Origin of the sequence: Streptomyces sp. NPDC058295, from assembly GCF_042880655.1 — a bacterium.
In the GTDB taxonomy this organism is placed as follows: domain Bacteria; phylum Actinomycetota; class Actinomycetes; order Streptomycetales; family Streptomycetaceae; genus Streptomyces; species Streptomyces coriariae.
Window position 1 is genome coordinate 169160 of sequence record NZ_JBHVYO010000013.1, and the last position, 25733, is coordinate 194892.

Here is a 25733-nt window from a genome sequence, read left to right on the forward strand (position 1 = left end):
AACCCGGCCTTGTCGTCGTACGGGTGGGGGTCAGAACAGCCGCAGCTTGTCGTCCTCGATGCCCCGCATCGCGTTGTAGTCCAGGACCTGGCAGCCGATGCCGCGGTCGGTGGCGAGCACGCGGGCCTGGGGCTTGATCTCCTGGGCCGCGAAGACACCACGCACCGGGGCGAGGTGCGGGTCGCGGTTCAACAGCTCCAGATAGCGCGTGAGTTGCTCGACGCCGTCGATCTCGCCGCGTCGCTTGATCTCCACCGCGACGGTCTGCCCCTCCGCGTCCCGGCACAGGATGTCGACCGGGCCGATGGCGGTCATGTACTCGCGGCGGATGAGGGTGTAGCCCTCGCCGAGGGTCTCGATGCGGTCGGCGAGCAGCTCCTGGAGGTGTGCTTCCACGCCGTCCTTGATCAGGCCGGGATCGACGCCGAGTTCGTGCGAAGAATCGTGGAGGATCTCCTCCATCGTGATGATGAGCTTCTCTCCGCCCTTGTTGACGACGGTCCAGACGCCTTCCTCGTCGCCCGCGCCCTCCTTCAGCGTGCAGGGGGGCGACATCCAGTTCAGGGGCTTGTAGGCCCGGTCGTCGGCATGGATCGAGACGCTGCCGTCCGCCTTCACCAGGATGAGACGGGGCGCGGAAGGGAGGTGGGCGGTGAGCCGGCCGGCGTAGTCCACGGAGCACCGGGCGATGACGAGACGCATGGTGCACCACGCTATCCGACGCCCCACCGGGCACGCGATTCGCCCGCCCGTCTCCCCACCCCCACCCGCAACCGAGGCCCCTTCTTGCCCGCCCCTTTCGACCTGGTAACCCCTCGTTCGGCAGCTGCTCGGCAGTGGCCGATTGTGTGCCTACTTGGAGTTCCCTATGTGCCCATTCTCCTGGTGCGGTCACGGTCCGTTGCCTACCGTAGTGAACGGGAGGTCGCGATGCGTGTACTCAGCGTGTGCGGTGTTTCGGCATGCGAACTCCCTTTCCCTGTCCGGCAACCCCTGATGTTCCGGGGGTGCGAGAGGAGTACCCATGTCGCTCGACGTCTCACCGGCCCTACTCGAACAGGCCGAGCGAGGCGAGGTCGACGAAGCAGAATTCGTCGACTGCGTCCGGACCTCCCTGCCCTACGCATGGGAGATGGTCAGCTCCCTGGTGGCCCAGCTGAAGGTGGACGGCGGAGACTTCGCCGACAACCAGACGCCCCCGCCGGACGAGCAGGCACGCGGGCAGTTGCTGCGCGCGCTCGCGAGTGACGCCATACGCGGCGCGCTCCAGCGGCACTTCGGTGTGCGGCTGGCCTTCCAGAACTGCCACCGGGTGGCGGTGTTCCCGTTGGAGCCGGCTGTCGACGAGAAGCTCGCCCGATTCACCTCGGTCCGCAGCCAGGTGCTGAACCAGTCCCCGGAATTCCGGGACTGCTGACACGTGAGCCTGTTGCTTGCCGCTCCTGACGCGGGAGGTTCCATCAGTACGGGAGCGGCAAGCCTCGCGGCCGGCTGGGCTGTTCACCGGAGGTGGGGGAGCACCTCCGAGCCCAGCCGCCGTACGTTCTCCTCGGTGGCCGCCAGGTCGCCGGAACCCTCGACCAGCAGGGCGAAACGCGAGATGCCGGTCCGCTCGCCGGTCGCCGCGAGACGGTCGACGCACAGCCGCGGGGTGCCCACCGGGTGCAGCCCGCAGAGCAGTTCGGTGTATGCCACCGGGTCCCGCATGGAGCGGGCCCGGCCGTCCACCGTCACATGGGCGTCGAGCCCCTGCCGCAGCCAGCCCGGCATCGCCTTCACCAAGGTCTCCACCGCGTCCGTGCGCCGGTCCGCGATCTGGCAGACGCCCGCCGAGACATGCCCCGCGCCCCGGATCTCGTCCCCGGACCGCCCGGCCGCGCGCGCGTACTGCCGCCACGCGGCGACCATCTCGGCCTTCTCCTCGTCCCCCACGTGCATGCCGAGGAGCATCGGCAGCCCGCGCTCGGCGGCCAGCCGTACGCTCGCCGGCGAGGTGCACGCGACGACGACCTCCGGGCCCGACGCGTCCGTCAGCGCCTCCGACGGCCGGGGGACCACGGGGACTTCGCGGAAGCGGAACCGCTCGCCGTCGGCCCCCACCGAGGGGTCGCGCAGCCAGCGCACCAGCAGATCGAGTGATTCCGGGAACCCCCGCTCGTACGCCTCCAGGCCCGCGCCGAACACCTCCAGGTCGACCCACGGGCCGCCGCGCCCCACGCCCAGCGAGAAGCGGCCGCCGCTCGTCAGGTGCAGCAGCGCGGCCTGCTCGCCCAGCGCTACGGGGTGGACGGTGGGCAGTACGCTGACCGCCGTGCCGACCCGGATGCGGCGGGTGCGGCCCAGCAGCAGAGCGGCGAGCGTGACCGCCGACGGGCATGTGCCGTACGGCACGAAGTGGTGCTCGGCCAGCCAGACCGAGTCGAGGCCCGCCTCCTCCGCCACCTCGGCCGAGCGGACCGCGCGGTGCAGCGCCTCTCCCTGACCCTGGCCGGGGAACTGGGCTCCCAACACGAAACTTCCAACGCGCATGGACTTTCCTGCTTCCTTGGCTCCGACACGGAGCTCCCCCACCCGGCATAACCGTCTGACACGTGCCGAGGACACGGCCTGGCGGAGAGATTTGCGGATTGTCTGGAGAACGGGACGTCCGGGAGGGCGACTTGTGGGGGCTCGCTGCCCTACGGATACCCGCGCGCACGCCGCGTAGGCTGGACAGCAATCCTGGTCCCTGTATAGCCCCGTGAGGTGTCCCGTGTCCCCGCGTCGCAACCGCCCCAAGGGTGAGGGCTCGTCCGGCCAGAGCGCCGAGGACGACCGCGCGAGACGCTACGGCGGCTGGCAGTCGGGGGAGAGCTGGCAGGGCGAGCAGTGGAGTGTGCGGCACGTGGCCGGCGCGAGCGCCCAGGGCAAGGCGTACCGGTGCCCGGGCTGCGACCAGCTGATCCCCGACGGTGTGCCGCATGTCGTCGTCTGGCCCGAGCACGCGGGCGTCGACGACCGCCGGCACTGGCACAAGGCGTGCTGGAACGCACGGGACCGCCGCACCCCGGGGGTGCGGCGGTCCCGTAACGCGCCGAGGTTCTAGCGGCCGTCGGCTGTCAGCCGTCGGCCGTCAGCTCTCAGACGTCGCGCTTCTCCAGCAGGGCGAAGGCGCCGCCGAGCACGACGGCGGTGACGCCGAGCGCGATCCACAGCGGGTCCCAGCCGGTCGGCCCGCTCTCGCTGAGCGAGGACGAGTAGAACACGCTCATCTGGCTCGGGATCGAGTACTCGAACAGCGCCTGGCGCAGGCCCTCCAGCGAGGACGAGAACATGAAGATCGCGATGACCAGCGGGGCCAGCAGGACACCGATCATGATGGTGATGGCGCCGGCCGAGTGCCGGATGATCGAGCCGACGGCCAGCGAGATCAGCCCGAGCAGCGCGATGTAGAGGGACACCCCGAAGGTGGCCTTGAGCCACTCCGAGCCGGTCGGCTGCCGGGCATCGCCCAGCATCCCCACGTGCACCATGGCGACGAAGCCCGTGGACACGAGCGTGACGACGAACGCGACGGCGAAGAACACGACCGCCTTCGCGGCGAGCACCCGGCCGCGGGACGGGCAGGCCACCATCGTCGTGCGGATCATGCCGGTGCCGTACTCCGAGGCCGTGGTCAGCACGCCGAGCGTGATGATGCACATGCTGCCCAGGAGCAGCCCGAAGAAGCCGAACGACAGGGCGGTGTCGCCCGCGAGGTCGCCCTCGGTCGCGTTCGCGGCGACGATCGCGCCGGCCAGCAGCCCGATGCCGACGACGAGCAGCACGAACACGCCCAGCGTCCACATCGTGGAGCGCACCGACCGGATCTTCGTCCACTCCGAGGTGATGGCGTGCCCGAGGTGCGTGCGCACGATCGGGATCGGCGAGGTGTAGGCGGGGCCGGCCGCGGCGTACGCGGGACCGGGCGCCCCCTGCCAGGCGGGCGCGGCCTGCGGCGACGGGTGCTGCGGGGTGCTCATCGGGCGTCCTCGGACTTGGTCGGGGCGGCGTCGGGGGCGGGAGCGGCGGGAGCGGCCGGGGCCGGCTCGGCCGGCTCGGCCGGGGCGGGTGCGGACGGTGCCGCCGCCGGCGACGCCGGGGCCTGTGCGGGCGCTTGCGCGTACGGGTTGGCCCCGTTCGGGCCGGGTGCCGTGGCGGGGGTCCCGGGGGCGCCGTACGCCCCGTAGGAGGCCGCCGGGGGCGCCTGGACCGGCTGCTGCGGCGCAGCGTATCCGGGGTGCTGCGGCGGCGGGGCGTACCAGCCCGGCTGGCCCTGGCCCGGCACCGGCATGGGCGGCTGCGCGCCGGGCGCGAGCTGCTGCTGGAGACCGGCCTTCTGGTCGATGGTGGACCGGTAGTCGACGGCGCCCTGCGTCATCCGCATGTACGCCTCTTCCAGCGAGGCCTGGTGCGGCGACAACTCCCACAGGCGGACGTCGCCTTCGTGGGCGATGTCGCTGATGCGGGGCAGCGCCAGCCCGGTCACCCGCAGCGCGCCGTCCTGTTCGGGCAGCACATGGCCGCCCGCCTCGGTGAGCGCGGAGGCCAGCTTCTCGCGCAGCTGGGGTTCGGTGTGCGGGGTGCGGACCCGCGCGAAGTCGGCGGAGTTGGCCGAGATGAAGTCCTTCACGCTCATGTCGGAGAGCAACTGCCCGCGCCCGATCACGATCAGGTGATCGGCGGTCACCGCCATCTCGCTCATGAGGTGGGAGGAGACGAACACCGTGCGGCCCTCGGCGGCCAGCGACTTCATCAGGTTGCGAACCCAGAGGATGCCCTCGGGGTCGAGGCCGTTGACCGGCTCGTCGAAGAGCAGCACCTGCGGGTCGCCGAGCAGCGCGGCCGCGATGCCGAGCCGCTGGCCCATGCCCAGGGAGAAGCCCTTGGAACGCTTGCGTGCCACGTCCTGGAGGCCGACGACGCCGAGGACCTCGTCGACCCGCCGGGCCGGGATGCCGGACAGCTGGGCCAGGCTCAGCAGGTGGTTGCGGGCGTGCCGGCCGCCGTGCACCGCCTTGGCGTCCAGCAGGGCACCCACCTGGCGGGCGGCGTTCGGCAGCTTGCGGTACGGGTAGCCGCCGATCGTCACCGTCCCGGAGGTCGGGTTGTCCAGCCCCAGGATCATCCGCATGGTCGTCGACTTGCCCGAGCCGTTCGGCCCTAGGAAGCCGGTGACAGCGCCGGGCCGCACCTGGAAGGAAAGGTTGTACACAGCGGTCTTGTCGCCGTAGCGCTTGGTCAGGCCGACTGCTTCGATCATGCTCCGCACCCATCGAAAGGTTCAGGACAGCAGGGCACACGCCCCCGTAAGGGTTAGGAGACTATCGGGGCGCTGACGGTTCCGCTCAAATGAAAGCAAAGACCAAAGCGTTACGCGTCGCGTTTCTTCAGCAGGAGATAGCCGCCCGCCAGCGCGGCGAGGGCCCACAGGGCCATGATTCCGAAACCGCCCCAGGGCCCGTACGGGGTGTCGTCGTCGATCGGCGTGACCACCTGCATGATCTTGCTGCCCGCCTGGTCGGGCAGATACCGGCCGATCTTCTTCGTCGCCGAGACGTTGCCGAGGATGTTGGAGATCAGGAAGAAGAACGGCATCAGAATGCCGAGCGACAGCATCGGCGAGCGCAGCATCGTGGCCACCCCCATCGAGAACACGGCGATGAGCGTCATGTACAGACCGCCGCCGATGACCGCCCGCAGGACTCCGGTGTCCCCGATCGACGCCTTGTGGGAGCCGAGCATGGCCTGCCCCAGGAAGAACGTGACGAAGCTGGTGGCCAGCCCCACGGCCAGCGCGAGCCCGGTGGCCACCGCGATCTTGCTGAACAGGAAGGTGCCACGTTGCGGCACGGCGGCCAGCGAGGTGCGGATCATGCCGGTGCTGTACTCGTTCGACACGACCAGCACCCCGAACACGATCATCGCGAGCTGACCGAGGCTCATCCCGGCGAAGCTGATGAAGGTGGGGTCGAAGGAGAGCCGGTCGTCGCGGCTCATGTTGTCGAACTCATTGCCCGTGAACGCCGAGATCAGCATGCCGAGGGCGACGGTGACCACCACCGCCAGCGAGAGCGTCCACACGGTGGAGGCCACCGACCGGATCTTGGTCCACTCGGACCGGATGACCTGGGTCGCCGCCATCATCGGCTCCTCGTCCAGTCGTCGCCCCACTGCGGTCCGGGCTGCTCGAACTGTTCGAGCGGACCGGGGGGTGTGTCCGTGTGCGCGTGGTACTCCACCGACTCCGCGGTGAGCTGCATGAACGCCTCCTCCAGGGAGGCCCGCTGGGGACTCAGCTCGTGCAGCACGATCTGGTGCTGCGCGGCCAGCTCCCCGATGTGCTCGGACTTGTCGCCGTCGACCTCCAGTACCCCGCTGCCGGACTCGACGACCAGGACCCCGGCGCCGTGCAGCACGTCGAGCAGCCGCTCCCGCTGCGGGGTACGGATACGGACGTACGAGCGCGAGTTCTGCGCGATGAAGTCGGCCATCGAGGTGTCGGCGAGCAGCCGGCCCTGCCCGATCACGATCAGGTGATCGGCGGTCAGCGCCATCTCGCTCATGAGGTGGGAGGAGACGAACACGGTCCGCCCCTGCGCGGCCAGCGACTTCATCAGGTTGCGGATCCAGTGGATGCCCTCGGGGTCGAGGCCGTTGACCGGCTCGTCGAACATCAGGATCCGGGGGTCGCCGAGGAGCGCGCCCGCGATGCCCAGCCGCTGTCCCATCCCCAGCGAGAACCCCTTGGCCTTCTTCCTCGCCACGGAGGTCAGACCGACGGTGTCCAGCACCTCGTGCACCCGGCTCTGCGGGATGCCGTTGCTCTGCGCCAGACACAGCAGATGGTTGAAGGCGCTGCGCCCGCCGTGCATGGCCTTGGCGTCCAGCAGGGCGCCGATGTACCTGAGGGGGTCCTTCAGCCGGTCGTAGTGCTGCCCGTCGATGCGGACGTCGCCGGCGGTCGGCCGGTCGAGGCCCAGCATCATCCGCATGGTGGTGGACTTGCCCGCGCCGTTGGGACCGAGGAAGCCCGTGACGATGCCCGGTCTGACGGTGCAGGTGAGGTTGTTCACCGCGACCTTCTCGCCGTACCGCTTCGTCAGGCCAGACAGCTCGATCATGCGGCCACGCTAAAGCGCGACAAAGCCCTCTGCCACCGGAGTGGCAAAGGGCTTCGCCGATGTTCGGTCGCCGTACCCGTGGACGTTACCGGGACTGCTGCGCCGGGACCCCGCGGGAGATCGGCTCGTCGTCCGTGGACGGCGTGCCGGCCGCGGCCACCGCGGCGCCGGTCAGCGTGGCGAGCATCTCGCGGACGTTCGTCAGCTGGGCGTTGATCGAGTCGCGGCGGTTGGTGAGGGCCGCCAGCTCGCGCTCGGACTCGGAACGGATGCGGTCCGCCTTGGCATTGGCGTCGGCCACGATGTCCTCGGCCTGGCGCTGCGCCGTCTCGACGGTCTGACGGGCCCGGCGCTCCGCGTCGGTACGCAGCTTCTCGGCCTCCAGGCGCAGCTGCTCCGCGCGGTGCTCGATCTCCGCGAGACGCTTCTCCGCCTTCTGCTGACGGGACGCCAGGTCGCGCTCCGACTGCTCGCGGCGCTTGGCGAGGTTCGTCTCGAAGTCGGCGGCGGCCTGCGCGGCCTTGGCACGGGTCTCCTCGAAGAGGGCGTCCGCCTCCTCACGCTTCGACTGCGCGTCCTTCTGCGCCTCGGACCGCAGCTGCGACGCGTCGCTCTTGGCCTTCTCGACGATCCGGACGCCCTCGTCCTCGGACTTCGCCTTGCGCTCCGCGGCGAACGACTCCGCGTCGTTGCGCACCTGCTGAGCCGCCGACTCGGCGAGCTCACGGTGCTGCTCGGCGGCGCGACGGGCCTCCTCGCGCAGATCCTTGGCCTCTTCCTCGGCGAGGCGGAGGATCTTCTCGACACGCGCGCCGAGGCCGGCGTACGACGGCTCCGCGTCGCTTACCTGAGCCTGGGCGTTCTGCGTCTCGAGGTGGAGCTCCTCGATGCGCTTTTCCAGAGCAGTGATACGGGCCAGAGCGCTGTCACGGTCGGAGACGAGCTTCGAGATGCGTTCGTCCACCTGAGCGCGGTCGTACCCACGCCGCACAAGCTCGAAGCCGTAGGGGGAAGTGTCGCTCATGGGGTTCCTGTCGAATGAGACCGGTGAGGTGATAGGTGGAATCCTAGGGCCCTGAACGGTGTGTCATCGAGCGTATACGTGTTTGATCTGGAGAATGACACCCCTTTTGGGTGGCTGAGCGGCAGAGCGCTTGCCAAAGGTCCGGTCAAAGGCGCGAGACTTTAACGCAATTCACACATTCCGCTAGCCGTCCGAGGCCTTCCCACCCGATCGGGGCGCCCCGATGGTGGCGCCCGCCTTGACGCCCCCGTCCTTGCCGCCGGTCGGTACCTCGAAGGATTCCAGCGCCTCCAGCACGTCCTGGACCCGGGAGATCTCGGCGTTGATGTCCTCACGCCGGCGCACCAGGACCTCCAGCTCGCGCTTGCCCTCCTCGACCGTGCGCCGCGCCTCGCGGATCGCCTCGGCCTTGAGCTCCTCGGCCTCCCGCACGAGCGTCGCCTTCTTCTGCTCGGCCTCCTTGAGCAGTCCCTCGGCCTTCTTCACGGCGGCGATACGGACCTTGCCCGCCTCGGAGTTGGCGTCCGACACCAGCTCCTTCGCCTTCGCCTGCGCCTTGGCGAGCTGCTCCTCGGACGCCTTGATGAGCGCGTCGCAGCGGTCGCCGGTCGACTTCATCGTCTCGGCGGCCTCGCGGCGGGCCCGCTCGTGCAGCCCCTCGATCTCGCTCGTGATGCGGTCGCGCAGCTCCTCCGCCCGCTCCCTTATGGCGGTCGCGTCCCGGCGGGCGCCGATCAGCAGTTCGTCGGCGTCCGTACGAGCCTTCTCCACCCGGGAGTTCCCCTCGACGGTCGCCTCGGAGACCAGCCGCTCGGCCTCGCTGCGGGCCGCGCCGACCATCGAGTCGGCCTGCGCCTCCGCGTCCGCCGTGACCTGCTGCGCCTGCTGCTGCGCCTCCGTGAGCAGCTTGTCCGCCTCGGCCGCGGTCTCCGTGATGAGCGTGTCGACCTGCTCGGCCGCCTCGGAGCGCCGCTTGTTGGCCTCCTTGCGGGCCTCGTCCAGCGTCGAGTCGGCCTCCTCGCGGGCGACGCTCATCAGACGGTCGGCCTCCGCGGCCGCCACCGTCCTGACGCGCTCGGACTCGGTGCGGATCCGCTCGGCGTGCTGCTGCGCGGAACCCACCGTCTCGGCGGCCTCGGCGCGCAGCCGCTCCGCGTCCCCGGCGGCGTCCGAGATCAGCTTCTCCGCCTTGGCGACGGACTCGGCCCGCAGCCGGTCGGCCTCCGCGATCGTCTCGGACTGGAGGCGCTCGGCCTCCGCGATCGTCTCCGTCTGGAGCCGCTCCGCCTCGTTGCGGGCCTCGGTGATGAGGGTGTCGGCCTGCGTCGCCGCGTCCGAGCGGATGCGGTTGGCGTCATCCCGGGCGTCCGCGCGGGTGCGCGAGGCGTCCTGGTCGGCCTGGGCGATGGCGTCCGAGGCCTCGGTGCGGACCCGCTGGGCGTGCGCGGACGCCTCCGAGCGCAGCCGCTCCGCCTCCGCGATCGCCTCGCCGACGGTCTGCTCGGCCAGCGCCTGCGCGGCCTCCGACGCCTCGCTCGCCTCACGCCGGACCCGGTTGGCGTCCTCGGCCGCCCGCTCCTGCACCGCGTAGGCGTCGGAACGGACCCGGTCCGCCTCTTCCTCGGCCTCGCGCCGGGTGCGTTCCGCCGCGTGCTCGGCGGCGGACCGCAGCCCGTTGATCTCGTCCTGCGCCTGCTCGTGCAGCCCGGCGACGGACTCCCGCACCTGCTGCGCGTGCTGCTCGGCCGCCGACACCATCTCATTGGCCCGCCGGTCGGCCTCCTCGACCAGCCGGACGGACTCGGTCTGCGCCTCCTCCACGCGCTTGCGCGCCGAGGCCAGCAGTTCCTCGCTCTGCCGACGGGCCTGCTCGCGCTCCTGGTCCGCCTCCTGGCGGGCGGAACCGAGGAGCTCCTCGGCCTCGCGACGGCGCCGGAGCGCCTCCTCCTGGGCGGCGGCCAGCGTCTCGGACGCCTCGGTGGCCAGCCGCTCGGCGGCGGCCTGCGCCTCCGCGCGCACCCGGTCGGCGGTGTCCTGCGCCTCCGACTTCAGCCGCTCCGCCTCGGCCGCGGCCTCGGAACGCAGCCGCACCGCGACGGCCTCGCCCTCGGCGCGCGAGGCGGACGCGTCGGCGGCGGCCTCGTTGCGCAGCCGGTCCACCTCGGCGGCGGCCTGCTGCTGGAGGGTGCGGATCCGCTCCGCGGCCTCCGAGCGCAGCCGGTCGGTCTCCTCGCCGGCCTCGCGGCGGATCCGCGCGGCCTCCTCGCGGGCGTCGGTGAGCGCCTGTTCGGCGGAGGCGAGCCGGGACTCCGCCTCGGTGTGCAGCCGGTTCAGCTCCTCGGCGGCCTCCGCCTGCCGGGCCTCGACCCCGCGTTCGGTCTCCTCGCGCAGCTCGCGCGCGGCCTCCTCGGCGTTCGCGGTGATGGTCTCGGCCAGCTCCACCGCCTCGTCGCGCTGGCGCTCGGCCTCCGCGCGGGTGCGCTCCAGGGTCTCCTCGGCCTGCCGGCGCAGCGTGGTGGCGCGCTCGATGGCCTCGGTGCGCACCTTCTCGCTGTCCGAGGTGGCCTTCTGGCGCAGCTCGTCGGCGTCGGCCTTCGCCTTGGACAGCAGCTCCTCGGCGGTCCTGGCCGCCTCCTCGATCTGCTGGACGGCCTCCTTGCGGGCCTCCGCGCGGATCTTCTCGCCCTCGGCGACCGCGTCCGCACGCAACTGCTCGGCGTCGCCGCGCAGCCGACGGGCCTCCTCCTGGAGCTCGACCGTCTTGGCGCGGTACTCCTTGGTGTCGTCCTTCGCCGAGCCCTTGAGCTGCTCGGCGATGTCGTGCGCCTCGGCACGCAGCCGGTCCGCCTCGGTCTCCGCCTCGCGACGGATCCGCTCGGCCTCCTCGGCGGCGGCCTTGGTGGTGTTCTGCGCGTCCTCCTGCGCCTTGTTCAGCACGTCCTCGGCGGTCTTCGCCGCCTTGGACAGCTGGGTCGCGCTCTCCTCGGCGGTGAGCGTGCGGGCCTTCTCGGCGGCCTCCGCGACGATCTTCTCGGCCTCGCTGCGGGCGTCGGCGACGAGCTGCTCGGCGTCGGCCTTGGTGGCCTCGGCCTCCTTGGTCGCCTCGCTGACCAGCCGGGCGACCTGCTCCTTCGCCGTACGGGTGCGCTGCTCCTTGGCCGCCTCCGCGCCGGCGAGCGCCTTCTCGGCAGTGGCCTTCGCCTCCGCGAGCACCTTGTCGGCCTCGGCCTGCGCCTTGCGCAGCGCCTCCTCGGCCTCGGACATGCGCTGCTCGGCGGCGCGGCTGAGCTCACCGGCCTGCCGGCGGGCCGCGTCGGACTCCGTGACGGTGGAGGTGCGCAGCTGCTCGGCGTGGTCGCTGGCCTCCTGGGCCTGGCTGGAAGCGGCGTTCAGCAGGCGTTCGGCGTCGGTGCGGGCCCGCAGCAGCAGTTGCTCGGCCTCCGCGCGGGTCGCCTCGGCGTCCGCCTGGAGCCGCTGGCGGGCCTCCGCGGCCACCCGTTCGGCCTCGGCGCGGGCGGCCGTCAGGGCCTGCTCGGCCTCGGCCCGCGACTCGTCGAGCAGCCGGCGCGCCTGAGCCTCGGTGCGGGCCCGCAACTGCTCGGCCCACGCCACGTTCTCGTTGACGTGCGACTCGACGTTCTGCCGGCGCTCGGCCAGCTCCTGGTCGAGCTGCTGACGGCGGGCCACCGCCTCCTGGTGCAGCTCCGCCTGGAGCCGGGCCGCCTGTTCGGCGTGCTCCTGGAGGATCCGCTGCGTCTGCGCCCGGGCCTGACTCAGCTCCCGTTCGGCGTCCTGCCGCAACTGGTCGGCCTGCATCTGCGCGTTACGCAGCATCTGCTCGGCCTGGTACCCGATGTCGCCGCCGTCGAAGGCGGGCCGGGACATGATGGTGCGCCGCGCCTCGTGCAACTTGGCGCGCAGCACCTCGACCTGGTAGCCGAGGTCCTCGGCATGCTGGATCGCCTTTTCCCGCTCGGTCTTCAGCCGCTTCATCTCGGCTTCGAACCGAGTCAGGTGGTCGACGTCAGCCGCCGGTTCCCGCTCCTGGCTCTCGTAGCCCCGCACTGCGCGGTCCCATCCGTCCCTGGTCGCAAGCTTCCCGAACGAGCTCCGTCCATCCGCCGAACGGGGCTCCCGGGGAATGGTGTCAGATCAACGGCGGAGCACGGGCTGCTGCCCCGACGCTCGCCCCCCGAAACCCGGACCCCGGCTGCGTCCCGCCGCCGTACGGCAGGACCGGGTCGCCCCGGTGTGAGCGGCGACCGCCCCCAACCCTACCGGCCCATATGTACGAGGGTCAGTGCTCAGGTGACTCAACGGGCGCCGATGTGACCAGTTCTGTCAGTACTCCGTGGCAATCCTTTGGATGCAGGAAGGTGATTCGTGACCCCATGGAGCCACGTCGGGGCTCTTCGTACAGAACGCGTACGCCCTTGTCCTTGATGTCCGCGGCGTCCGCGTCGACATCCGCCGTACCGAAAGCGATGTGGTGGACGCCCTCGCCGTTCTTGTCGAGCCACTTGGCGACGGTCGAATCCGGTCGTGTCGGCTCCAGGAGCTGCAGGTACGAGGCACCGCCGTCGGACGTATCGTTGATCTTGAGCATGGCCTCGCGCACGCCCTGCTCCTCGTTGACCTCGGAGTGGAACACCTCGAAGCCGTACGTGGAACGGTAGAACTCGACGGTCGCGTCGAGGTCGTGGCAGGCGATCCCGATGTGGTCGATTCGCGTCAGCATGTTGTTAGTGGAGCGCGGCCGTGATGGTTACGCAACGTGCGCGCGATCACACTGACGGCCCGATGACGGCACGGAGTGCCACTCAGTACATTCGAAGTAAACCCTCGTTCACTCCTCGGCCTGTGCGGGCCGGTAAGGGGAATCGCAGCTCATGACTGACTCGACTGGTTCCAACGGCACGACCTCGGTGATCGTCGCGGGCGCGCGGACGCCCATGGGACGACTGCTGGGCTCCCTGAAGTCCTTCTCCGGAGCCGACCTCGGCGGCTTCGCGATCAAGGCCGCCCTCGACCGTGCGGGGATCGGCGGCGACCAGGTGCAGTACGTGATCATGGGGCAGGTGCTCCAGGCCGGTGCGGGGCAGATCCCGGCCCGTCAGGCCGCGGTCAAGGCCGGCATCCCGATGAGCGTCCCGGCGCTCACGATCAACAAGGTGTGTCTGTCGGGCCTCGACGCGATCGCGCTGGCCGACCAGCTGATCCGCGCGGGTGAGTTCGACATCGTGGTGGCCGGCGGCCAGGAGTCCATGACCAACGCCCCCCACCTGCTGCCGAAGTCCCGCGAGGGCTTCAAGTACGGCGCGATCGAGATGCTCGACGCGATGGCGTACGACGGTCTCACCGACGCCTTCGAGAACATCGCCATGGGCGAGTCCACGGAGAAGCACAACACGCGGCTCGGGATCGCGCGTCCCGAGCAGGACGAGATCGCCGCGCTGAGCCATCAGAGGGCCGCCGCCGCGCAGAAGAACGGCATCTTCGAGGCCGAGATCACCCCGGTCGAGATCCCGCAGCGCAAGGGCGAGCCGGTCGTCTTCAGCAAGGACGAGGGCATCCGCGCCGACACCACCGCGGAGTCCCTGGGCAAGCTCCGCCCGGCGTTCACCCGGGACGGCACGATCACCGCGGGCACCTCCTCGCAGATCTCCGACGGCGCGGCGGCCGTGGTCGTGATGAGCAAGGCCAAGGCCGAGCAGCTGGGCCTGTCGTGGATCGCCGAGATCGGCGCCCACGGCAACGTGGCCGGGCCGGACAACTCGCTCCAGTCCCAGCCCTCCAACGCCATCCTGCACGCCCTGAAGAAGGACGGCCTGGAGGTCTCCGACCTGGACCTGGTCGAGATCAACGAGGCCTTCGCCGCGGTGGCGGTGCAGTCAATGAAGGACCTGGGCGTCTCCACGGAAAAGGTGAACGTGAACGGCGGGGCGATCGCCCTGGGCCACCCGATCGGCATGTCCGGCGCCCGTCTCGTCCTGCACCTGGCCCTGGAGCTCAGGCGCCGGGGCGGCGGTGTGGGCGCGGCCGCGCTGTGCGGCGGCGGCGGTCAGGGTGACGCGCTGATCGTGCGGGTACCCAAGGCCTGACCCCTCGCGCCTCGCGCATGTCTCATCCTGAACGGATCTGAACGGAGCTGTGATGCAGGACGTCTCCTCGCTGGTCGCCCAGGCCAGGGAAGGCCGGCCGCGGGCCGTGGCCCGGCTGATCTCCCTGGTGGAGGGGGCGTCCCCGCAGCTCAGGGAGGTCATGGAGGCGCTGGCCCCGCTCACGGGCAACGCGTATGTGGTGGGCCTGACCGGTTCACCGGGCGTGGGCAAGTCCACGTCGACGTCCGCGCTGGTCACCGCCTACCGCAAGCAGGGCCGACGGGTCGGGGTGCTGGCCGTCGACCCGTCCTCGCCGTTCTCCGGGGGCGCCCTGCTCGGCGACCGCGTCCGGATGTCGGAGCACGCCTCCGACCCCGGCGTCTACATCCGCTCGATGGCCACCCGCGGCCATCTGGGCGGCCTCGCCTGGTCGGCCCCGCAGGCGATCCGGGTACTGGATGCGGCCGGCTGCGACGTGATCCTGGTCGAGACGGTCGGCGTCGGCCAGTCGGAGGTCGAGATCGCGTCCCAGGCCGACACCAGTGTCGTCCTGCTGGCCCCGGGCATGGGCGACGGCATCCAGGCCGCCAAGGCCGGGATCCTGGAGATCGGCGACGTCTACGTCGTCAACAAGGCGGACCGGGACGGCGCCGACGCCACCGCCCGCGAACTGAACCACATGCTCGGCCTCGGGGAGGCCCGCGGCCCCGGGGACTGGCGCCCGCCGATCGTCAAGACGGTCGCCGCCCGCGCCGAGGGCATCGACGAGGTCGTCGAGGCACTGGAGAAGCACCGCGCGTGGATGGAGGAGCACGGCGTCCTCACCGAACGGCGCCGCTCCCGCGCCGCCCGCGAGGTCGAGACGATCGCCGTCACGGCCCTGCGCGAACGCATCGGGGACCTGCATGGCGACCGCCGCCTGAGCACGCTCGCCGAGCGCATCGTCGCCGGCGAACTGGACCCCTACCGGGCAGCGGACGAACTGGTGGCGGGACTGACACAGGGCTGACGCGAGAAGCGGGGGCGACCCGAGGCGAGGCGGCGGGGCGCCCGAGGCGAGGCGGCGGGGCGCCCGAGGCGAGGCGGCGATGTGGGCGTCGGTGGGGGTGGCTGCCCGGCGGTCACCGGCGTGCGGCGCGCGATGCGGGCGGGCGGGCGGTCCATTGGGGGCGCCCCGGACGCGGGAAGCGCGGCGGCCCGAGGCGGGGCGCATATGGCGAGACCGCGGGATGCCCGAGATGAGGCGGGCGGGGCGCCCGAGGCGAGGCGGCGATGTGGGCGTCGGTGGGGGTGGCTGACCGGCGGTTTCCGTGGTGCGGTGCGCGAGGCCGGGGGGCGGTGCATCGGGGGTGCCGGACATGGGGGCGAGCCGGTGAGCTCTTCGTAAAAGGCCTCGTCGGGTCCCTGGCCGCGCTGATACGGTCGCGTTCATGTTCCTTCTCTTGGCATAGGGCCCGCCTCGGCCCGTGATCGGTGAGCGGCGTACGGCCGCCCCGCTCGCGGCGATCAGGCGTCCCCTTTTTCTCCTGCCATGAGTCGAGGAACTCCTCATGTCCGCTTCGCCTGCCGTGCGGCCTTCGTATGCCGTCGTCCTGCGCGTTCCGCACGCCCGCCGTACCTTCGCCGCCGCCCTGACCGGGCGGCTGTCGTACGGGATCGTCCCGCTGTCCCTGATGCTCGCCGTGACCCGCTCCTCGGGCTCGTACGCGGTGGCGGGCACCGTGATGGCCCTGTTCGGAGCCACCACCGTCTTCCTGTCGCCGGCCCGGGCGGCCCTCATCGACCGGCACGGGCCACGCCGGGCACTCGTCCCGATGACCGCCGCCTACCTCGCGGTGCTCGTCCTGCTCACCCTGGCCCTGGCGCGCCCGGCCGGCGCCCCGGCTCCGGTGCTGGGCGCCCTGGCGGCCGTCGCGGGCGCCTGTGTGCCGCCGCTGGGGCCGACCATGCGGGCGGTGTGGGGGAGGCTCACCCCGGACCGAGCCCTGTTGCAACGCGCGTACAGCCTCGACGGGGTCGCCGAGGAACTCCTCTTCGTCACCGGGCCGTTGCTGGTCGGCGTACTCGTCGGCTTCGCACCGCCGACCGCGGGGATCGTCGTCGGGGCGGCCCTGATGGCCGGGGGCACGGCCGGGTTCCTGTCCTCGCCGGCCGTGCGGGCGGTGGGGCCGGGGAAGGCCACCGTGCCGCGGGCCGGCGGCGGTCTGCGCGGGCTCGGGCGGCCGGTGGCCGCCATCGCGGGCGTGGGGCTCGCGCTGGGTGTGGTCGATCTGCTGGTCGTGGCGTTCGCCGAGCGCCACGGGCACGGGAACGGCGGGGCGAGCGCCGCCTGGGTGCTGGCCGCGCTGTCGGCCGGCAGCGCCGTCGGCGGGCTGCTCAACGGGGCCGTCACCTGGCGGGCGCCGGCCGGGGCGCGGCTGCCGCTGCTCACGGCGGGGCTCGGTCTGACGTTGTGCGGTGCGGGACTCGCGCCGGGGCTCGGCACCCTCGCCGTCGCCGTCGCGGCCGCCGGGTTCTTCGTGTCGCCGGCGATCACCACGGCGTATCTCATCGCCGACGAGATCGCCGCGCCGGAAGCCCGGGTGCGGGCCGGGGCGTGGGTCAACACGGCCGTCAACGCGGGCAGCACGGCCGGTACCGCGGTCGCCGGAGCGCTGGCCGGGCGGCTGCCGGTGGCGGCGTGCTTCGCGCTGACCGGCGCGGTGGTGCTGATGACGGCGGCGGCCGTCGCCCGAGGCGCCCGGAGGGGCACGAACGATCTCGTGCCCCTCGCCTGACGGCCGGCGGGTCGGCGGGTCGGTCGGACGGACGCCAGGTCAGTCGTCGAGCTCCTGGGTGACCTTGCCCGTGCGTACGTCCACCTGCCACTCGCCGGCCTTGGCGGTGTCCACGCTCCAGACCGTGGCGCGGTCGTCGTCGTCCAGCTCGACGTCGGTCACCGCGCCCTCGGCGGCGACGGCCAGCGCCGCCTCGCGGGCGTCGACGTCCGCGCCCTTCAACGCGGCGAGGTCCGCACGGGCGTCGTCGGCGTCAGTGTCGTCGGCGTCGTCATCGGCGGCATCGGCGTCATCGGCGTCATCGGTGTCGCGGTGGACGCCGAGGACCTTGCCGGTGTCGGGGGAGACGGCGACGGTCCGCTCGACGCCGTCGGCCTGGACGACGTCCACGTGCCAGGTGCCCGCGTCGGCGCCGTCGTCCTCCCGGTCGGCGCCGACGGCGGTGCCCGGCGTGTGCCGCAGCGCGGCCGCGATCACCTCGGCGGCGGTGGCCTTCGAGGAGCTCGCCGTGCTCCCCTCGGTCCGGTCGGCGGCCACCGGCTTGGTGGCCCGCACCTCGGCCGCGCCGGTCCGCGCCTCGTCGTCCGCGAAGGCGACCGCCGTACCTCCGCCGATCACGACGGACGCGGCGACGGCGGCGATGACGAGCTTGCGCTTCATGGGGTTCCTCCCGATCGGTGTGCTCTCGGCCTGCTTCGGCTTCGACGGGGACCAAGCTGCCTGAACGGAGCTGAAGGCACGCTGAAGCAGCCTGAAGATCACTTCAGGTTCGGTTTGGGACGCTGGTGCCATGCGGCTGTTGATCGTGGAGGACGAGAAGCGACTGGCCCGGTCGCTCGCCGGCGGCCTGACCGCCGAGGGCTACGCCGTGGACGTCGTCCACGACGGCCTCGAAGGGCTGTACCGGGCGAGCGAGTCGCCGTACGACCTGGTCATCCTCGACATCATGCTGCCCGGCATGAACGGCTACCGGGTCTGCTCCACCCTGCGGGCCGCCGGCAACGACGTCCCGGTCCTCATGCTCACCGCCAAGGACGGCGAGTACGACGAGGCGGAGGGCCTGGACACGGGCGCGGACGACTACCTCACCAAGCCGTTCTCGTACGTCGTCCTGGTCGCCCGCGTGAAGGCGCTGCTGCGCCGGGGCGGACAGGGCACCGGGGCCCCGGCCGTGCACGTCCTGGGCGATCTGAAGGTCGACACCGCCGCCCGGCGGGTGTTCCTGCGGGACGGCGGCACGGAGGTCGAAGCCGCGCTGACCGCCAAGGAGTTCGCCGTGCTGGAACAGCTGGTCGTGCGGGCGGGCGAGGTGGTGTCCAAGACCGAGATCCTCGACCACGTCTGGGACTTCGCCTACGACGGCGACCCCAACATCGTCGAGGTGTACGTCAGCGCGCTGCGCCGCAAGCTGGGCGCGGGGCTCATCCGGACGGTGCGCGGCGCCGGCTACCGGCTGGAGCGGCCGGAGGCGGCGCGATGAACCGCCGGTTCGGGTCCGTGCGGGCCCGGGCGACGCTCGGCGCCACGTTCGTGGTCACGGTGGCGCTCCTCGCGGCGGGGACGGCCGTGCTGCTCTCGCTGCGCTCCAGCCTGACCGGCCGGGCCGACGGCCAGGCGGAACGCTCCGCGCGGACCGTCGCCGCCCAACTGGCCCTCGGTACGCCCTACGACAAGCTCTCCTCGCTGGACGACGACGAGCGGGTGGTCCAGGTCGTCGACGCGAACGGGGACCAGGCCGCCGCCACCGAGGACCTGGAGCGGATCAGCGGCGCCGGCACGAGCGTGCCGCGGGCGCGGGAGGACACCGGGGACGACCCCTCGGGGGAGCCGGGAGGGGAGGCGGGGGAGAAGCCGGGAGCGGAAGCGGGGGAGGATCCCTGGGAGGACGGCGGGAGTGGCGACCTCGACGGCGACTCCGCCCAGGGGGACTCGCTCGAACCCGGCGAGATCGGCGACGAGACCCGCTTCGGTGACGGCTCCGCGACCGTCGACGGCGCCACGGCCGACTACCGCTTCGCCGCCGTGGACGTGCGGGACCCGAAGAAGGGCCTGCTCACCGTGTACGCGGGTGCGTCCCTGGCGGCCGAGCAGAGCGCTGTACGCACGGCACTCACCGTCATGCTGATCGGTTTCCCCCTGCTGCTCGCCGTGGTCGCGGGAGTGACCTGGCTGGTCACCCGGCGGGCGCTGCGCCCGGTCGAGGACATCCGGCGGGAGATGGCCGCGATCACCGCCGCCGCCGATCTGACCCGCCGGGTGCCCGAGCCGGACACCCACGACGAGGTCGCCCGGCTCGCCCGCACGACGAACGAGACGCTGGCCGCGCTGGAGACCTCCGTGGAGCGTCAGCGCCGGTTCGTGGCCGACGCCTCGCACGAGCTGCGCAGCCCCATCGCCTCGCTGCGCACCCAGCTCGAAGTGGGTGCCGCGCACCCCGGGCTGCTGGACGTGCCGGGCGCGGTCGAGGACACCGTACGGCTCCAGCGGCTGGCCGCCGACCTGCTGCTGCTCGCCCGGCTGGACGCGGGGGAGGGGCCGGTGGCCGGCGCGCGGGTGGATCCGGTGGCGCTGGCCCGGGAGGAGGCGGCCGGGCGACCGGACGTGACGGTGCTGGTGGAGCCCGGGGAGCCGGCGTCCGGGGAGGTGGCGTCCGGGGAGGTGGCCGGATCGCGGGGGCAGCTGGGGCGGGTGCTGGCCAACCTGCTCGACAACGCCCACCGGCACGCCCGTTCGGCCGTCACGGTGACCGTGCGGAGGGCGGGCGGGCAGGTCGTCGTCGAGGTCGCCGACGACGGGGACGGGGTGCCCGAGGCGGACCGGGAGCGGATCTTCGAGCGGTTCGTGCGGCTCGACGACGCCCGCGGCCGTGACGACGGCGGGGCGGGCCTCGGCCTGGCGATCGCCCGCGACGTGGCCGTCCGGCACGGTGGCACGCTCACGGTCCGTGAGACGCCGACAGGCGGAGCCCTGTTCGCGCTCCGCCTGCCGATCGCCTGAACCCGGTCACCGGGACCGATCACCCGTACCGATCACCCGTACCGATCGCCTGAACCGATCGGTCGGCGGGGGTCCCTCACGGGCGTCCCCGCTGCCCGCGGAGGTGTTCCGCGACGGGCTTCAGGGCCTTGGACAGCTCCGTCGTGGCGTCGGGGGAGAGGAGGTCGATGAAGTGCCGCCGCACGGACTCCACATGACGGGGAGCGACCTTCTGCATCGTCTCCAGGCCGTGCTCGGTCAGGACCGCGTACAGGCCGCGGCGGTCGGACTCGCAGTTCTCACGGCGCACCAGGTTGGCGCTCTCCATGCGGGTGATCTGGTGCGAGAGACGGCTCTTGGACTGGAGGGTGGCGGACGCGAGGTCGCTCATCCGCATCCGGACGCCCTCCGACTCGGAGAGGTTCACCAGGATCTCGTAGTCGTTCATGGTCAGGCCGAACGGTTGGAGATCCTTTTCGAGCTGGTACGTCAACAGCCTGTTGACCTCCAGGTGGGTGCGCCAAGCGCACTGCTCCGCATCGGTCAGCCAGCGCGTGGCCGTTTCGGTCTCCATAATTGAAGTCTACCTAAAATGTTGAAAGGCGAACTAGTAAGGGCGGTGTGACGGTGCGCACGCGTTCGATGTCACACTCCGCAGACTACCGCTCACAGCCCGAAGCGACGCTGGAGGTCCCCCAGCTGTCCGGGAAGGCGCGGTGCGCCGGTTTGCGCGCCGTGGCCACCCTGTCCACCGGGTACGCCGCCCCCGCCGGGCACTCCCGGCTCGTGCGGAACCGCCCCCGTCGCCTGCTCGGCCATGAGCAGCTCGGTCGACTGGAGCAGCACCGTCCCGGCCCCCACGAACTCGAACTGGTGCTCCTCCCCGGAAGCCCCTCCGAGGCCTGTCAGTGCACGTAGACCGCCCATCAGGCCGGTCATGTACCCGTGGTCGTAGTGATGGCACGGAGAGGGGCAGTCGGCCCAGCCGACAAGTGCCTGCGGATCGACCCGGATCGGCGGCTCCATGAACACCACCGGACCGTTAGATGCCGCGACGAACTTGCCGGTTCCGATCAGCGTGAGAAATCCCGGCACGATCGACTGCTTGAGCGACAGAGTTGGCTGAAAAGCGAGCAGATTGCCCGAGCGAATGGTCAGGTTGCCGTCGTCCAGGTCGTACGAATTCACGTCGAAGGCCCGGTCGGCGAGGAGCATCTTGCCCGAACCCTCCGCCACGACCCAGTCGCTGGCGTGCAGAGGCGAATGGAACGAAGTGCGCACCAGACGGTCCAGACGGCCGTGTCCGATGCCGTTGAAGTCGATCGACCCGTAGTAGGCGATCATCTTCCCCTTCTGGAGGAACCACTGGCTCCCCTTGAGCTCCACGCAGAAGGTGTAGCTGTTCACGTTGTCGTCGACCGGCAGGGTCATCGGGTCGTGCACCGTCGGGCCGCCGCCCGGAGCCCCGTACATGCTCACAGCTTCTCCTCCGACGCCTGGACGAACACCGCACCGCTGCCGCTCAGCTCCAGCTGGAACGCCTCGCCGGAGCCCCGGCCCACCATGTCCCGCCAGCCCAGCGCGGTGGACAGCTTGTTGCGGACATCGCCGTGGTGGGCGACGTAGGCCTGGGGGTCGACATGGATCGGGCGCTGCGGGGTGATCGGCACCTCGAAGACTCCGCCGTGGGCCATCACGGCGACGGCTCCGTGCCCCTTGAGGGTGGTGGTGAACAGGCCCTGCCCGCTGACCTGGCCGCGGACCATGCCCATGACCCCGCCCTGGGAGCCCAGGAACATCGTGCCCTGCTGGAGGGTGCCCTCGAAGGCGAGCAGCCGGTCCGCCTCGACGTACAGCGTGTCGCCGGTGAGCCGGATGACCTGGACGTGGTGGCCGCCGTGCCCGAAGAGGACCGTGCCACTGCCCTCGACGGTCATCAGGGGGGTGTCCTCGTTGGCGAGGCGCCGCCCGATCATGGACATCACCCCGCCCTGCCCGCCCTGGACGTTCGGGGTGAAGGCCACCTCGCCGCGGTAGGCGAGCATGGCGCCGCGCTGGCTGAAGAGCCGTTGGCCGGGGACGAGGGTCGCCTCGACCATCTTGGAGTTGATCTCGCGGAAGGTCATCTCACACATCCCCCGCGATCGTGTTGCGCTCGCTCGGCTGGACGTACACCAGGCCGTCCCCCTCGAACCGGATCTGGAAGGCCTCGCCGCCGCCCTCACCCATGAACGTGCGGAAGGTCACACCGGACTGGAAGGTCTGCCGGACGTTGCCCTGGTGCGCGACATAGGCCCCGGGGTCGACGGTCAGCGGGTACTGCGGACTGACCCGCAGCACCACGGCCGGCCCGTCCGAAGTGATGGCCGCCTGCCCGGTGCCCTCGACGGTCGTCGTGAACAGTCCGTTGCCCTGGCTCGCGCCGCGCAGGCCGGTGAAACTCGTCCCGGTCCTGAGGCCGGCGTCGGTCGCGAGCAGGTTGCTCGACTCGACGTACAGCTTGTCCCCCTGGAGCTGCACGAGATTGATCTCGGAGGCACGATCGGCCAGCCAGCACGTGCCCTGCCCCCTCACCTCCATCATGGTCATCTGCTCGCCGGTGAGCCGCCGGGTGACCATCCCCCGGATGCCCTCACCGCCGCCGCTGAGCTTCTTGAACGCCATCTGCCCGTCGTACGCGACCATCGAGCCGTTCTTCGCCTTCACGGCGTCCCCGGTCACGTCGACGGCGAGCACTTTGCTGCCTTGAAGTCGAAACATCGCCACGCTGCGAAAGGTATCGGCCGGACGGGTGCGTCGAACAGCACCCGGGGGTGGAGAACGACCCTGAACGCACCCTTAGGCGGACCGTTTGCCACAATGGGCGAACGCTTGTGCGTGCATTCACAAACCGACCTGTTCGTCGCCGTACCTCCCCCCGAAGGTGACTCGTGGACCTGAAGACAGCCTCCGCCCTCCGCCGCCTGCGCCTGGTCTCCGCCCCCGAGGCCGTGTCCTTCCTTCTCCTGCTGGTCTGCTCGGTGCTGAAGCGGACCACGGACTTCAACGCGGTGCCCGTGATGGGCATGGTCCACGGCGTGCTGTTCGTCCTCTACGTGCTCTTCTGGGCGGACGCCTGGAACCGTGCGAAGTGGTCGCTGAAGACCGCGGCCCTCTACTTCGTCCTGTCGGTCCTGCCGACCGGCGGCTTCTTCGCCGAGCGCAGGCTGCGCCGTGAGGCCGAGGACGCGGTCATCGCCTCCCGCGCCCGCCGGGAAACGGTGGCGAAGGCATGATCGTCGCGTTCTCGGTCACACCGCTGGGGGTCGGTGAGGACGTCGGTGACTACGTCGCCGACGCCGTCCGGGTCGTCCGCGCGTCCGGCCTCCCGAACCGCACCGACGCCATGTTCACCTCCATCGAGGGTGAATGGGACGAGGTCATGGACGTCGTCAAGCGCGCCGTGGCCGCCGTCGAGGAACGCGCCCCCCGGGTCTCCCTGGTCCTGAAGGCGGACATCCGCCCCGGTGTCACGGACGGTCTGACCTCCAAGGTGGAGACGGTGGAGCGGCATCTGGGGGAGCGCTCGGCGTAGCGGGAGGGGCAGCGACGGAACACCCGTTTGAGCAGTCGCTCGAACGGGTGATATCGGATGGGGTTTTCGGCCGGTGCCGCCTGGCTAATGTCTCCCGAGGCCGATCAGGTTCCGCGCGGTGGCGTGGCGTTGAAGGGGAGTGTGCGGTGGCAGGGCGGCGCGGACCGGGACTGGTCGGCAGGGCGGTCACGGCGCTCCTGGTGGCGGCATCGCTGTCGGTGGTCTGTGTGGGGGAGGTGCCCCGGCCGCCCGCGTGCGCACTCGCCCGCGGCGAGCTGACCGTGGACGACCTGCCCGCCGGCTCGTCGGTCCTCGACTGCCTCGCCGTCGGCCGGGTGGTCACCCACGAGGGCGCCGGAGTGGCGGTGCCCGGACCCGGCACGACGGTCAGCGTCGACGCGCTCACGGTGGACGGCTCGGCGCACGGTTTCACCCTGACGGTCGCCGCCGACGGAACGGTCTCCTACGCCTACGAGGCGGCCCACGGGTCGACCCACACGGCGGCGGCCGCGTCCAGGGCCCGCGCCGACGCCCCCGCTCCCTGCGCCGACGGTGCCTACTCCACCGCGGGCCGCAAGGAGTACGGCACGTACGAGTGGTTCATCGGCGACGGGCCCCTGCCGGGCCGGCTGTCCCACGCCGAGGGCCGGCGGGCCTTCGAGGACGCCATCGCCACCATCACCACCAGCCGCAACGACTGCGGCTACGACGACACGGTGACGGCGAAGGCCAGGTTCCTGTCGAGCACCGGCAACGAGGCCGGCATCGACCGCGCGGCCCACTGCACCCGCCGGGACGGTCTGAGCGTGTGGGACGCGGGCGACATCGGCGCCGAGACCGTCGCGACGACCTGCTCCTGGAGCCGTCCGGTGCCCGACGGACCCGAGGAACTGCTCGAGGCCGACGTCCGCTTCAACACCCATGACTTCCCGTTCACGAACCGCCCGTCCGGCGCCTGCACGCACGCGTACGACATCCGCAGCGTCGCCACGCACGAGGCAGGGCACGTCTTCGGCCTCGGCCACTCCGGCGCCGGACACGAGAACCTGACCATGTACGCGAACTCCTTCGCCTGCTCCACGGACGCCCGCACCCTCGGCAAGGGCGACATCCTCGGCCTGCGCAGCCTCTACTGAGCGTCGCCCGACACCAGCGCCATTCCCAGCGGCGTCCGTTCGTACAGCACCTGGTGGCCGTAGCGCCGGGACACCAGCAGCCCGGAGTCGCGCAGCACCGTCAGGTGCGCGGAGACCGAGGACGGGGCGAGGCCGAGCCGGTGGGCGAGGGCCGAGGTGGTCGCCGGCTCGTCGAGCGCGCCGAGCACGCCGGCCCGGCCCCGGCCCAGCAGCCGGACGAGCGCCTCGGGGGAGTGGGCGGTGGTGTCGGTCCACAGGCCGCCGATGCCCCGCGCCGGGTACACGAGCGTCGGCTGCCACGGAGGGTCGAAGCCGCTCACGACGTCCGGCCACGAGAACACGCTCGGCATCAGCACCAGCCCCGCGCCGCCCAGGTGCCGCTCGTGCTCGCCGTTCGACTCGACGGTCAGGGTCCCGGCCCGCCAGCCGCACCGCCGGTTGATCTCCGGCAGCAGCCCGCCCAGGCCCACCTCGGCCAGCCGTCGGGAGTGGAAGGCGACGTCCGCCTCCAGCAGGGCGCGCAGCCGGGGCCAGTCCGGTGCGAGCAGGGTGTGCCAGATCCCCTCCAGCACGCCGGTCAGCTCCCGGATCATCCGCTCCGGATCCGCCAGCCAGGCCCGTCCTCGGGGCGAGTCCAGGGCGCCGGGGGTGTCCGCGAGCGAGCGCGCGGTGTCCGCGCGGGCGGCCTCGGGGTCGGCGGCCCGGACCGCGGCGAGCTCCTCCTCGAAGTCGGCCGCGGGCCCGACCGGCGGCGGGCACAGCCAGTCGGGGGAGTGCCCCCGGCGCGGCATCAGCAGCCACAGCCCGGTCAGGTCGAGCGTCTCGGCGGCGGTACGGATCCGGCGCAGCCAGGGCGTGTGGTAGCCGTGCCGGTCGGGCCGCTTGAGGGTGCGCGCGACCTCCTGCGTCTCCCACAGCGGGGACACGGCGAAGCGGCAGCGCAGGAAGTCGTCCTCCCCGAAGTGCAGGTATGACGGCACGACCTCACCCCTCGAACATTCGG

At 71.7% G+C, this 25733-nt stretch carries 25 protein-coding genes; 10 read left to right on the top strand and 15 right to left on the bottom strand.

Annotated elements, in window-relative coordinates; genetic code table 11:
* Positions 1–30: 30 nt before the first annotated feature.
* The gene (nucS, locus tag ACFVYS_RS16650) at positions 31–702 is read right to left on the bottom strand and encodes an endonuclease NucS (protein ID WP_020131166.1); all 672 of its coding nucleotides are present in this window, start codon (positions 700–702) and stop codon (positions 31–33) included.
* Between the two features lie 322 nt (positions 703–1024).
* Between nucS and ACFVYS_RS16655 the strand changes: the two genes are divergently transcribed.
* Positions 1025–1417 (top strand): SCO5389 family protein, encoded by a 393-nt coding sequence (locus ACFVYS_RS16655; protein ID WP_020131165.1) that lies wholly within the window; start codon positions 1025–1027, stop codon positions 1415–1417.
* 83 nt (positions 1418–1500) lie between these two features.
* Here the strand turns inward: ACFVYS_RS16655 and ACFVYS_RS16660 are convergent, their stop codons facing one another.
* Positions 1501–2529 carry an LLM class flavin-dependent oxidoreductase gene (locus ACFVYS_RS16660; RefSeq protein WP_389502656.1) on the bottom strand — a complete coding sequence of 343 codons (1029 nt, stop codon included), beginning with the start codon at positions 2527–2529 and terminating at the stop codon, positions 1501–1503.
* Positions 2530–2752: 223 nt separating this feature from the next.
* On the opposite strand from ACFVYS_RS16660, the gene ACFVYS_RS16665 reads away from it, so the two are divergent.
* Positions 2753–3085 (top strand): ATP/GTP-binding protein, encoded by a 333-nt coding sequence (locus ACFVYS_RS16665; RefSeq protein ID WP_389502658.1) that lies wholly within the window; start codon positions 2753–2755, stop codon positions 3083–3085.
* Between the two features lie 34 nt (positions 3086–3119).
* Here ACFVYS_RS16665 and ACFVYS_RS16670 read toward each other — a convergent pair whose 3' ends face one another.
* The 7 genes from ACFVYS_RS16670 to mce all read right to left on the bottom strand — a co-directional run bounded on the left by ACFVYS_RS16670 (position 3120) and on the right by mce (position 12904).
* Complete coding sequence (locus ACFVYS_RS16670) at positions 3120–4001, bottom strand: ABC transporter permease subunit (RefSeq protein ID WP_389502660.1); 882 nt, start codon at positions 3999–4001, stop codon at positions 3120–3122.
* Positions 3998–5281: an ATP-binding cassette domain-containing protein gene (locus ACFVYS_RS16675; RefSeq protein WP_389502662.1), complete on the bottom strand. Its 1284-nt coding sequence runs from the start codon at positions 5279–5281 to the stop codon at positions 3998–4000. Before ACFVYS_RS16675 ends, ACFVYS_RS16670 begins: the two co-directional genes overlap by 4 nt.
* Positions 5282–5391: 110 nt before the next feature.
* Positions 5392–6162: an ABC transporter permease gene (locus tag ACFVYS_RS16680; protein ID WP_389502727.1), complete on the bottom strand. Its 771-nt coding sequence runs from the start codon at positions 6160–6162 to the stop codon at positions 5392–5394.
* On the bottom strand, positions 6162–7142 hold the full coding sequence (locus ACFVYS_RS16685; protein WP_389502664.1) for an ABC transporter ATP-binding protein: 981 nt from the start codon (positions 7140–7142) through the stop codon (positions 6162–6164). The genes ACFVYS_RS16680 and ACFVYS_RS16685 overlap by 1 nt, the downstream gene beginning before the upstream one ends.
* An 85-nt stretch (positions 7143–7227) precedes the next feature.
* Entirely contained in the window at positions 7228–8166 is a 939-nt protein-coding gene (locus ACFVYS_RS16690; protein WP_020131158.1) for a cellulose-binding protein, read from the bottom strand.
* A gap of 183 nt (positions 8167–8349) precedes the next feature.
* A complete protein-coding gene (gene scy, locus ACFVYS_RS16695) occupies positions 8350–12231 on the bottom strand; it encodes a polarized growth protein Scy (RefSeq protein WP_389502666.1) in 3882 nt (1293 codons plus the stop codon).
* Between the two features lie 232 nt (positions 12232–12463).
* Positions 12464–12904: a methylmalonyl-CoA epimerase gene (gene mce, locus ACFVYS_RS16700; protein WP_057603473.1), complete on the bottom strand. Its 441-nt coding sequence runs from the start codon at positions 12902–12904 to the stop codon at positions 12464–12466.
* A gap of 151 nt (positions 12905–13055) precedes the next feature.
* Here mce and ACFVYS_RS16705 point away from each other — a divergent pair, with 151 nt between their 5' ends.
* From ACFVYS_RS16705 to ACFVYS_RS16715, 3 genes are all read left to right on the top strand, one after another.
* The gene (locus ACFVYS_RS16705) at positions 13056–14267 is read left to right on the top strand and encodes an acetyl-CoA C-acetyltransferase (protein WP_389502668.1); all 1212 of its coding nucleotides are present in this window, start codon (positions 13056–13058) and stop codon (positions 14265–14267) included.
* Between the two features lie 52 nt (positions 14268–14319).
* Positions 14320–15276, top strand: coding sequence for a methylmalonyl Co-A mutase-associated GTPase MeaB (gene meaB, locus ACFVYS_RS16710; RefSeq protein ID WP_385557803.1), 957 nt, complete (start codon positions 14320–14322; stop codon positions 15274–15276).
* Positions 15277–15817: 541 nt separating this feature from the next.
* Positions 15818–17044: an MFS transporter gene (locus ACFVYS_RS16715; RefSeq protein ID WP_389502670.1), complete on the top strand. Its 1227-nt coding sequence runs from the start codon at positions 15818–15820 to the stop codon at positions 17042–17044.
* A 39-nt stretch (positions 17045–17083) separates the two neighbouring features.
* Here the strand turns inward: ACFVYS_RS16715 and ACFVYS_RS16720 are convergent, their stop codons facing one another.
* Entirely contained in the window at positions 17084–17704 is a 621-nt protein-coding gene (locus ACFVYS_RS16720; RefSeq protein ID WP_389502672.1) for a PepSY domain-containing protein, read from the bottom strand.
* 130 nt (positions 17705–17834) lie between these two features.
* Between ACFVYS_RS16720 and ACFVYS_RS16725 the strand changes: the two genes are divergently transcribed.
* Complete coding sequence (locus ACFVYS_RS16725) at positions 17835–18524, top strand: response regulator transcription factor (RefSeq protein WP_389502674.1); 690 nt, start codon at positions 17835–17837, stop codon at positions 18522–18524.
* Positions 18521–20041, top strand: coding sequence for a sensor histidine kinase (locus tag ACFVYS_RS16730; RefSeq protein WP_389502676.1), 1521 nt, complete (start codon positions 18521–18523; stop codon positions 20039–20041). The genes ACFVYS_RS16725 and ACFVYS_RS16730 overlap by 4 nt, the downstream gene beginning before the upstream one ends.
* A 76-nt stretch (positions 20042–20117) precedes the next feature.
* Here the strand turns inward: ACFVYS_RS16730 and ACFVYS_RS16735 are convergent, their stop codons facing one another.
* The 4 genes from ACFVYS_RS16735 to ACFVYS_RS16750 form a co-directional block, all read right to left on the bottom strand.
* Positions 20118–20594 carry a MarR family winged helix-turn-helix transcriptional regulator gene (locus ACFVYS_RS16735; RefSeq protein WP_389502677.1) on the bottom strand — a complete coding sequence of 159 codons (477 nt, stop codon included), beginning with the start codon at positions 20592–20594 and terminating at the stop codon, positions 20118–20120.
* A gap of 92 nt (positions 20595–20686) precedes the next feature.
* Positions 20687–21493 (bottom strand): AIM24 family protein, encoded by an 807-nt coding sequence (locus ACFVYS_RS16740; RefSeq protein ID WP_389502729.1) that lies wholly within the window; start codon positions 21491–21493, stop codon positions 20687–20689.
* A gap of 2 nt (positions 21494–21495) precedes the next feature.
* A complete protein-coding gene (locus ACFVYS_RS16745; protein ID WP_389502731.1) occupies positions 21496–22146 on the bottom strand; it encodes an AIM24 family protein in 651 nt (216 codons plus the stop codon).
* Between the two features lies 1 nt (position 22147).
* On the bottom strand, positions 22148–22780 hold the full coding sequence (locus ACFVYS_RS16750; RefSeq protein ID WP_389502732.1) for an AIM24 family protein: 633 nt from the start codon (positions 22778–22780) through the stop codon (positions 22148–22150).
* A gap of 170 nt (positions 22781–22950) precedes the next feature.
* Between ACFVYS_RS16750 and ACFVYS_RS16755 the strand changes: the two genes are divergently transcribed.
* The 3 genes from ACFVYS_RS16755 (at position 22951) to ACFVYS_RS16765 (ending at position 24730) form a co-directional block, all read left to right on the top strand.
* A complete protein-coding gene (locus ACFVYS_RS16755) occupies positions 22951–23295 on the top strand; it encodes a DUF3817 domain-containing protein (protein WP_142266210.1) in 345 nt (114 codons plus the stop codon).
* The gene (locus ACFVYS_RS16760; RefSeq protein ID WP_327185133.1) at positions 23292–23594 is read left to right on the top strand and encodes an MTH1187 family thiamine-binding protein; all 303 of its coding nucleotides are present in this window, start codon (positions 23292–23294) and stop codon (positions 23592–23594) included. The genes ACFVYS_RS16755 and ACFVYS_RS16760 overlap by 4 nt, the downstream gene beginning before the upstream one ends.
* A 146-nt stretch (positions 23595–23740) precedes the next feature.
* Positions 23741–24730: a matrixin family metalloprotease gene (locus ACFVYS_RS16765; RefSeq protein WP_389502680.1), complete on the top strand. Its 990-nt coding sequence runs from the start codon at positions 23741–23743 to the stop codon at positions 24728–24730.
* Here ACFVYS_RS16765 and ACFVYS_RS16770 read toward each other — a convergent pair.
* The gene (locus ACFVYS_RS16770) at positions 24724–25710 is read right to left on the bottom strand and encodes a DUF5937 family protein (protein WP_389502682.1); all 987 of its coding nucleotides are present in this window, start codon (positions 25708–25710) and stop codon (positions 24724–24726) included. The two genes, ACFVYS_RS16765 and ACFVYS_RS16770, sit on opposite strands and share 7 nt — an antisense overlap.
* Positions 25711–25733 lie beyond the last annotated feature (23 nt).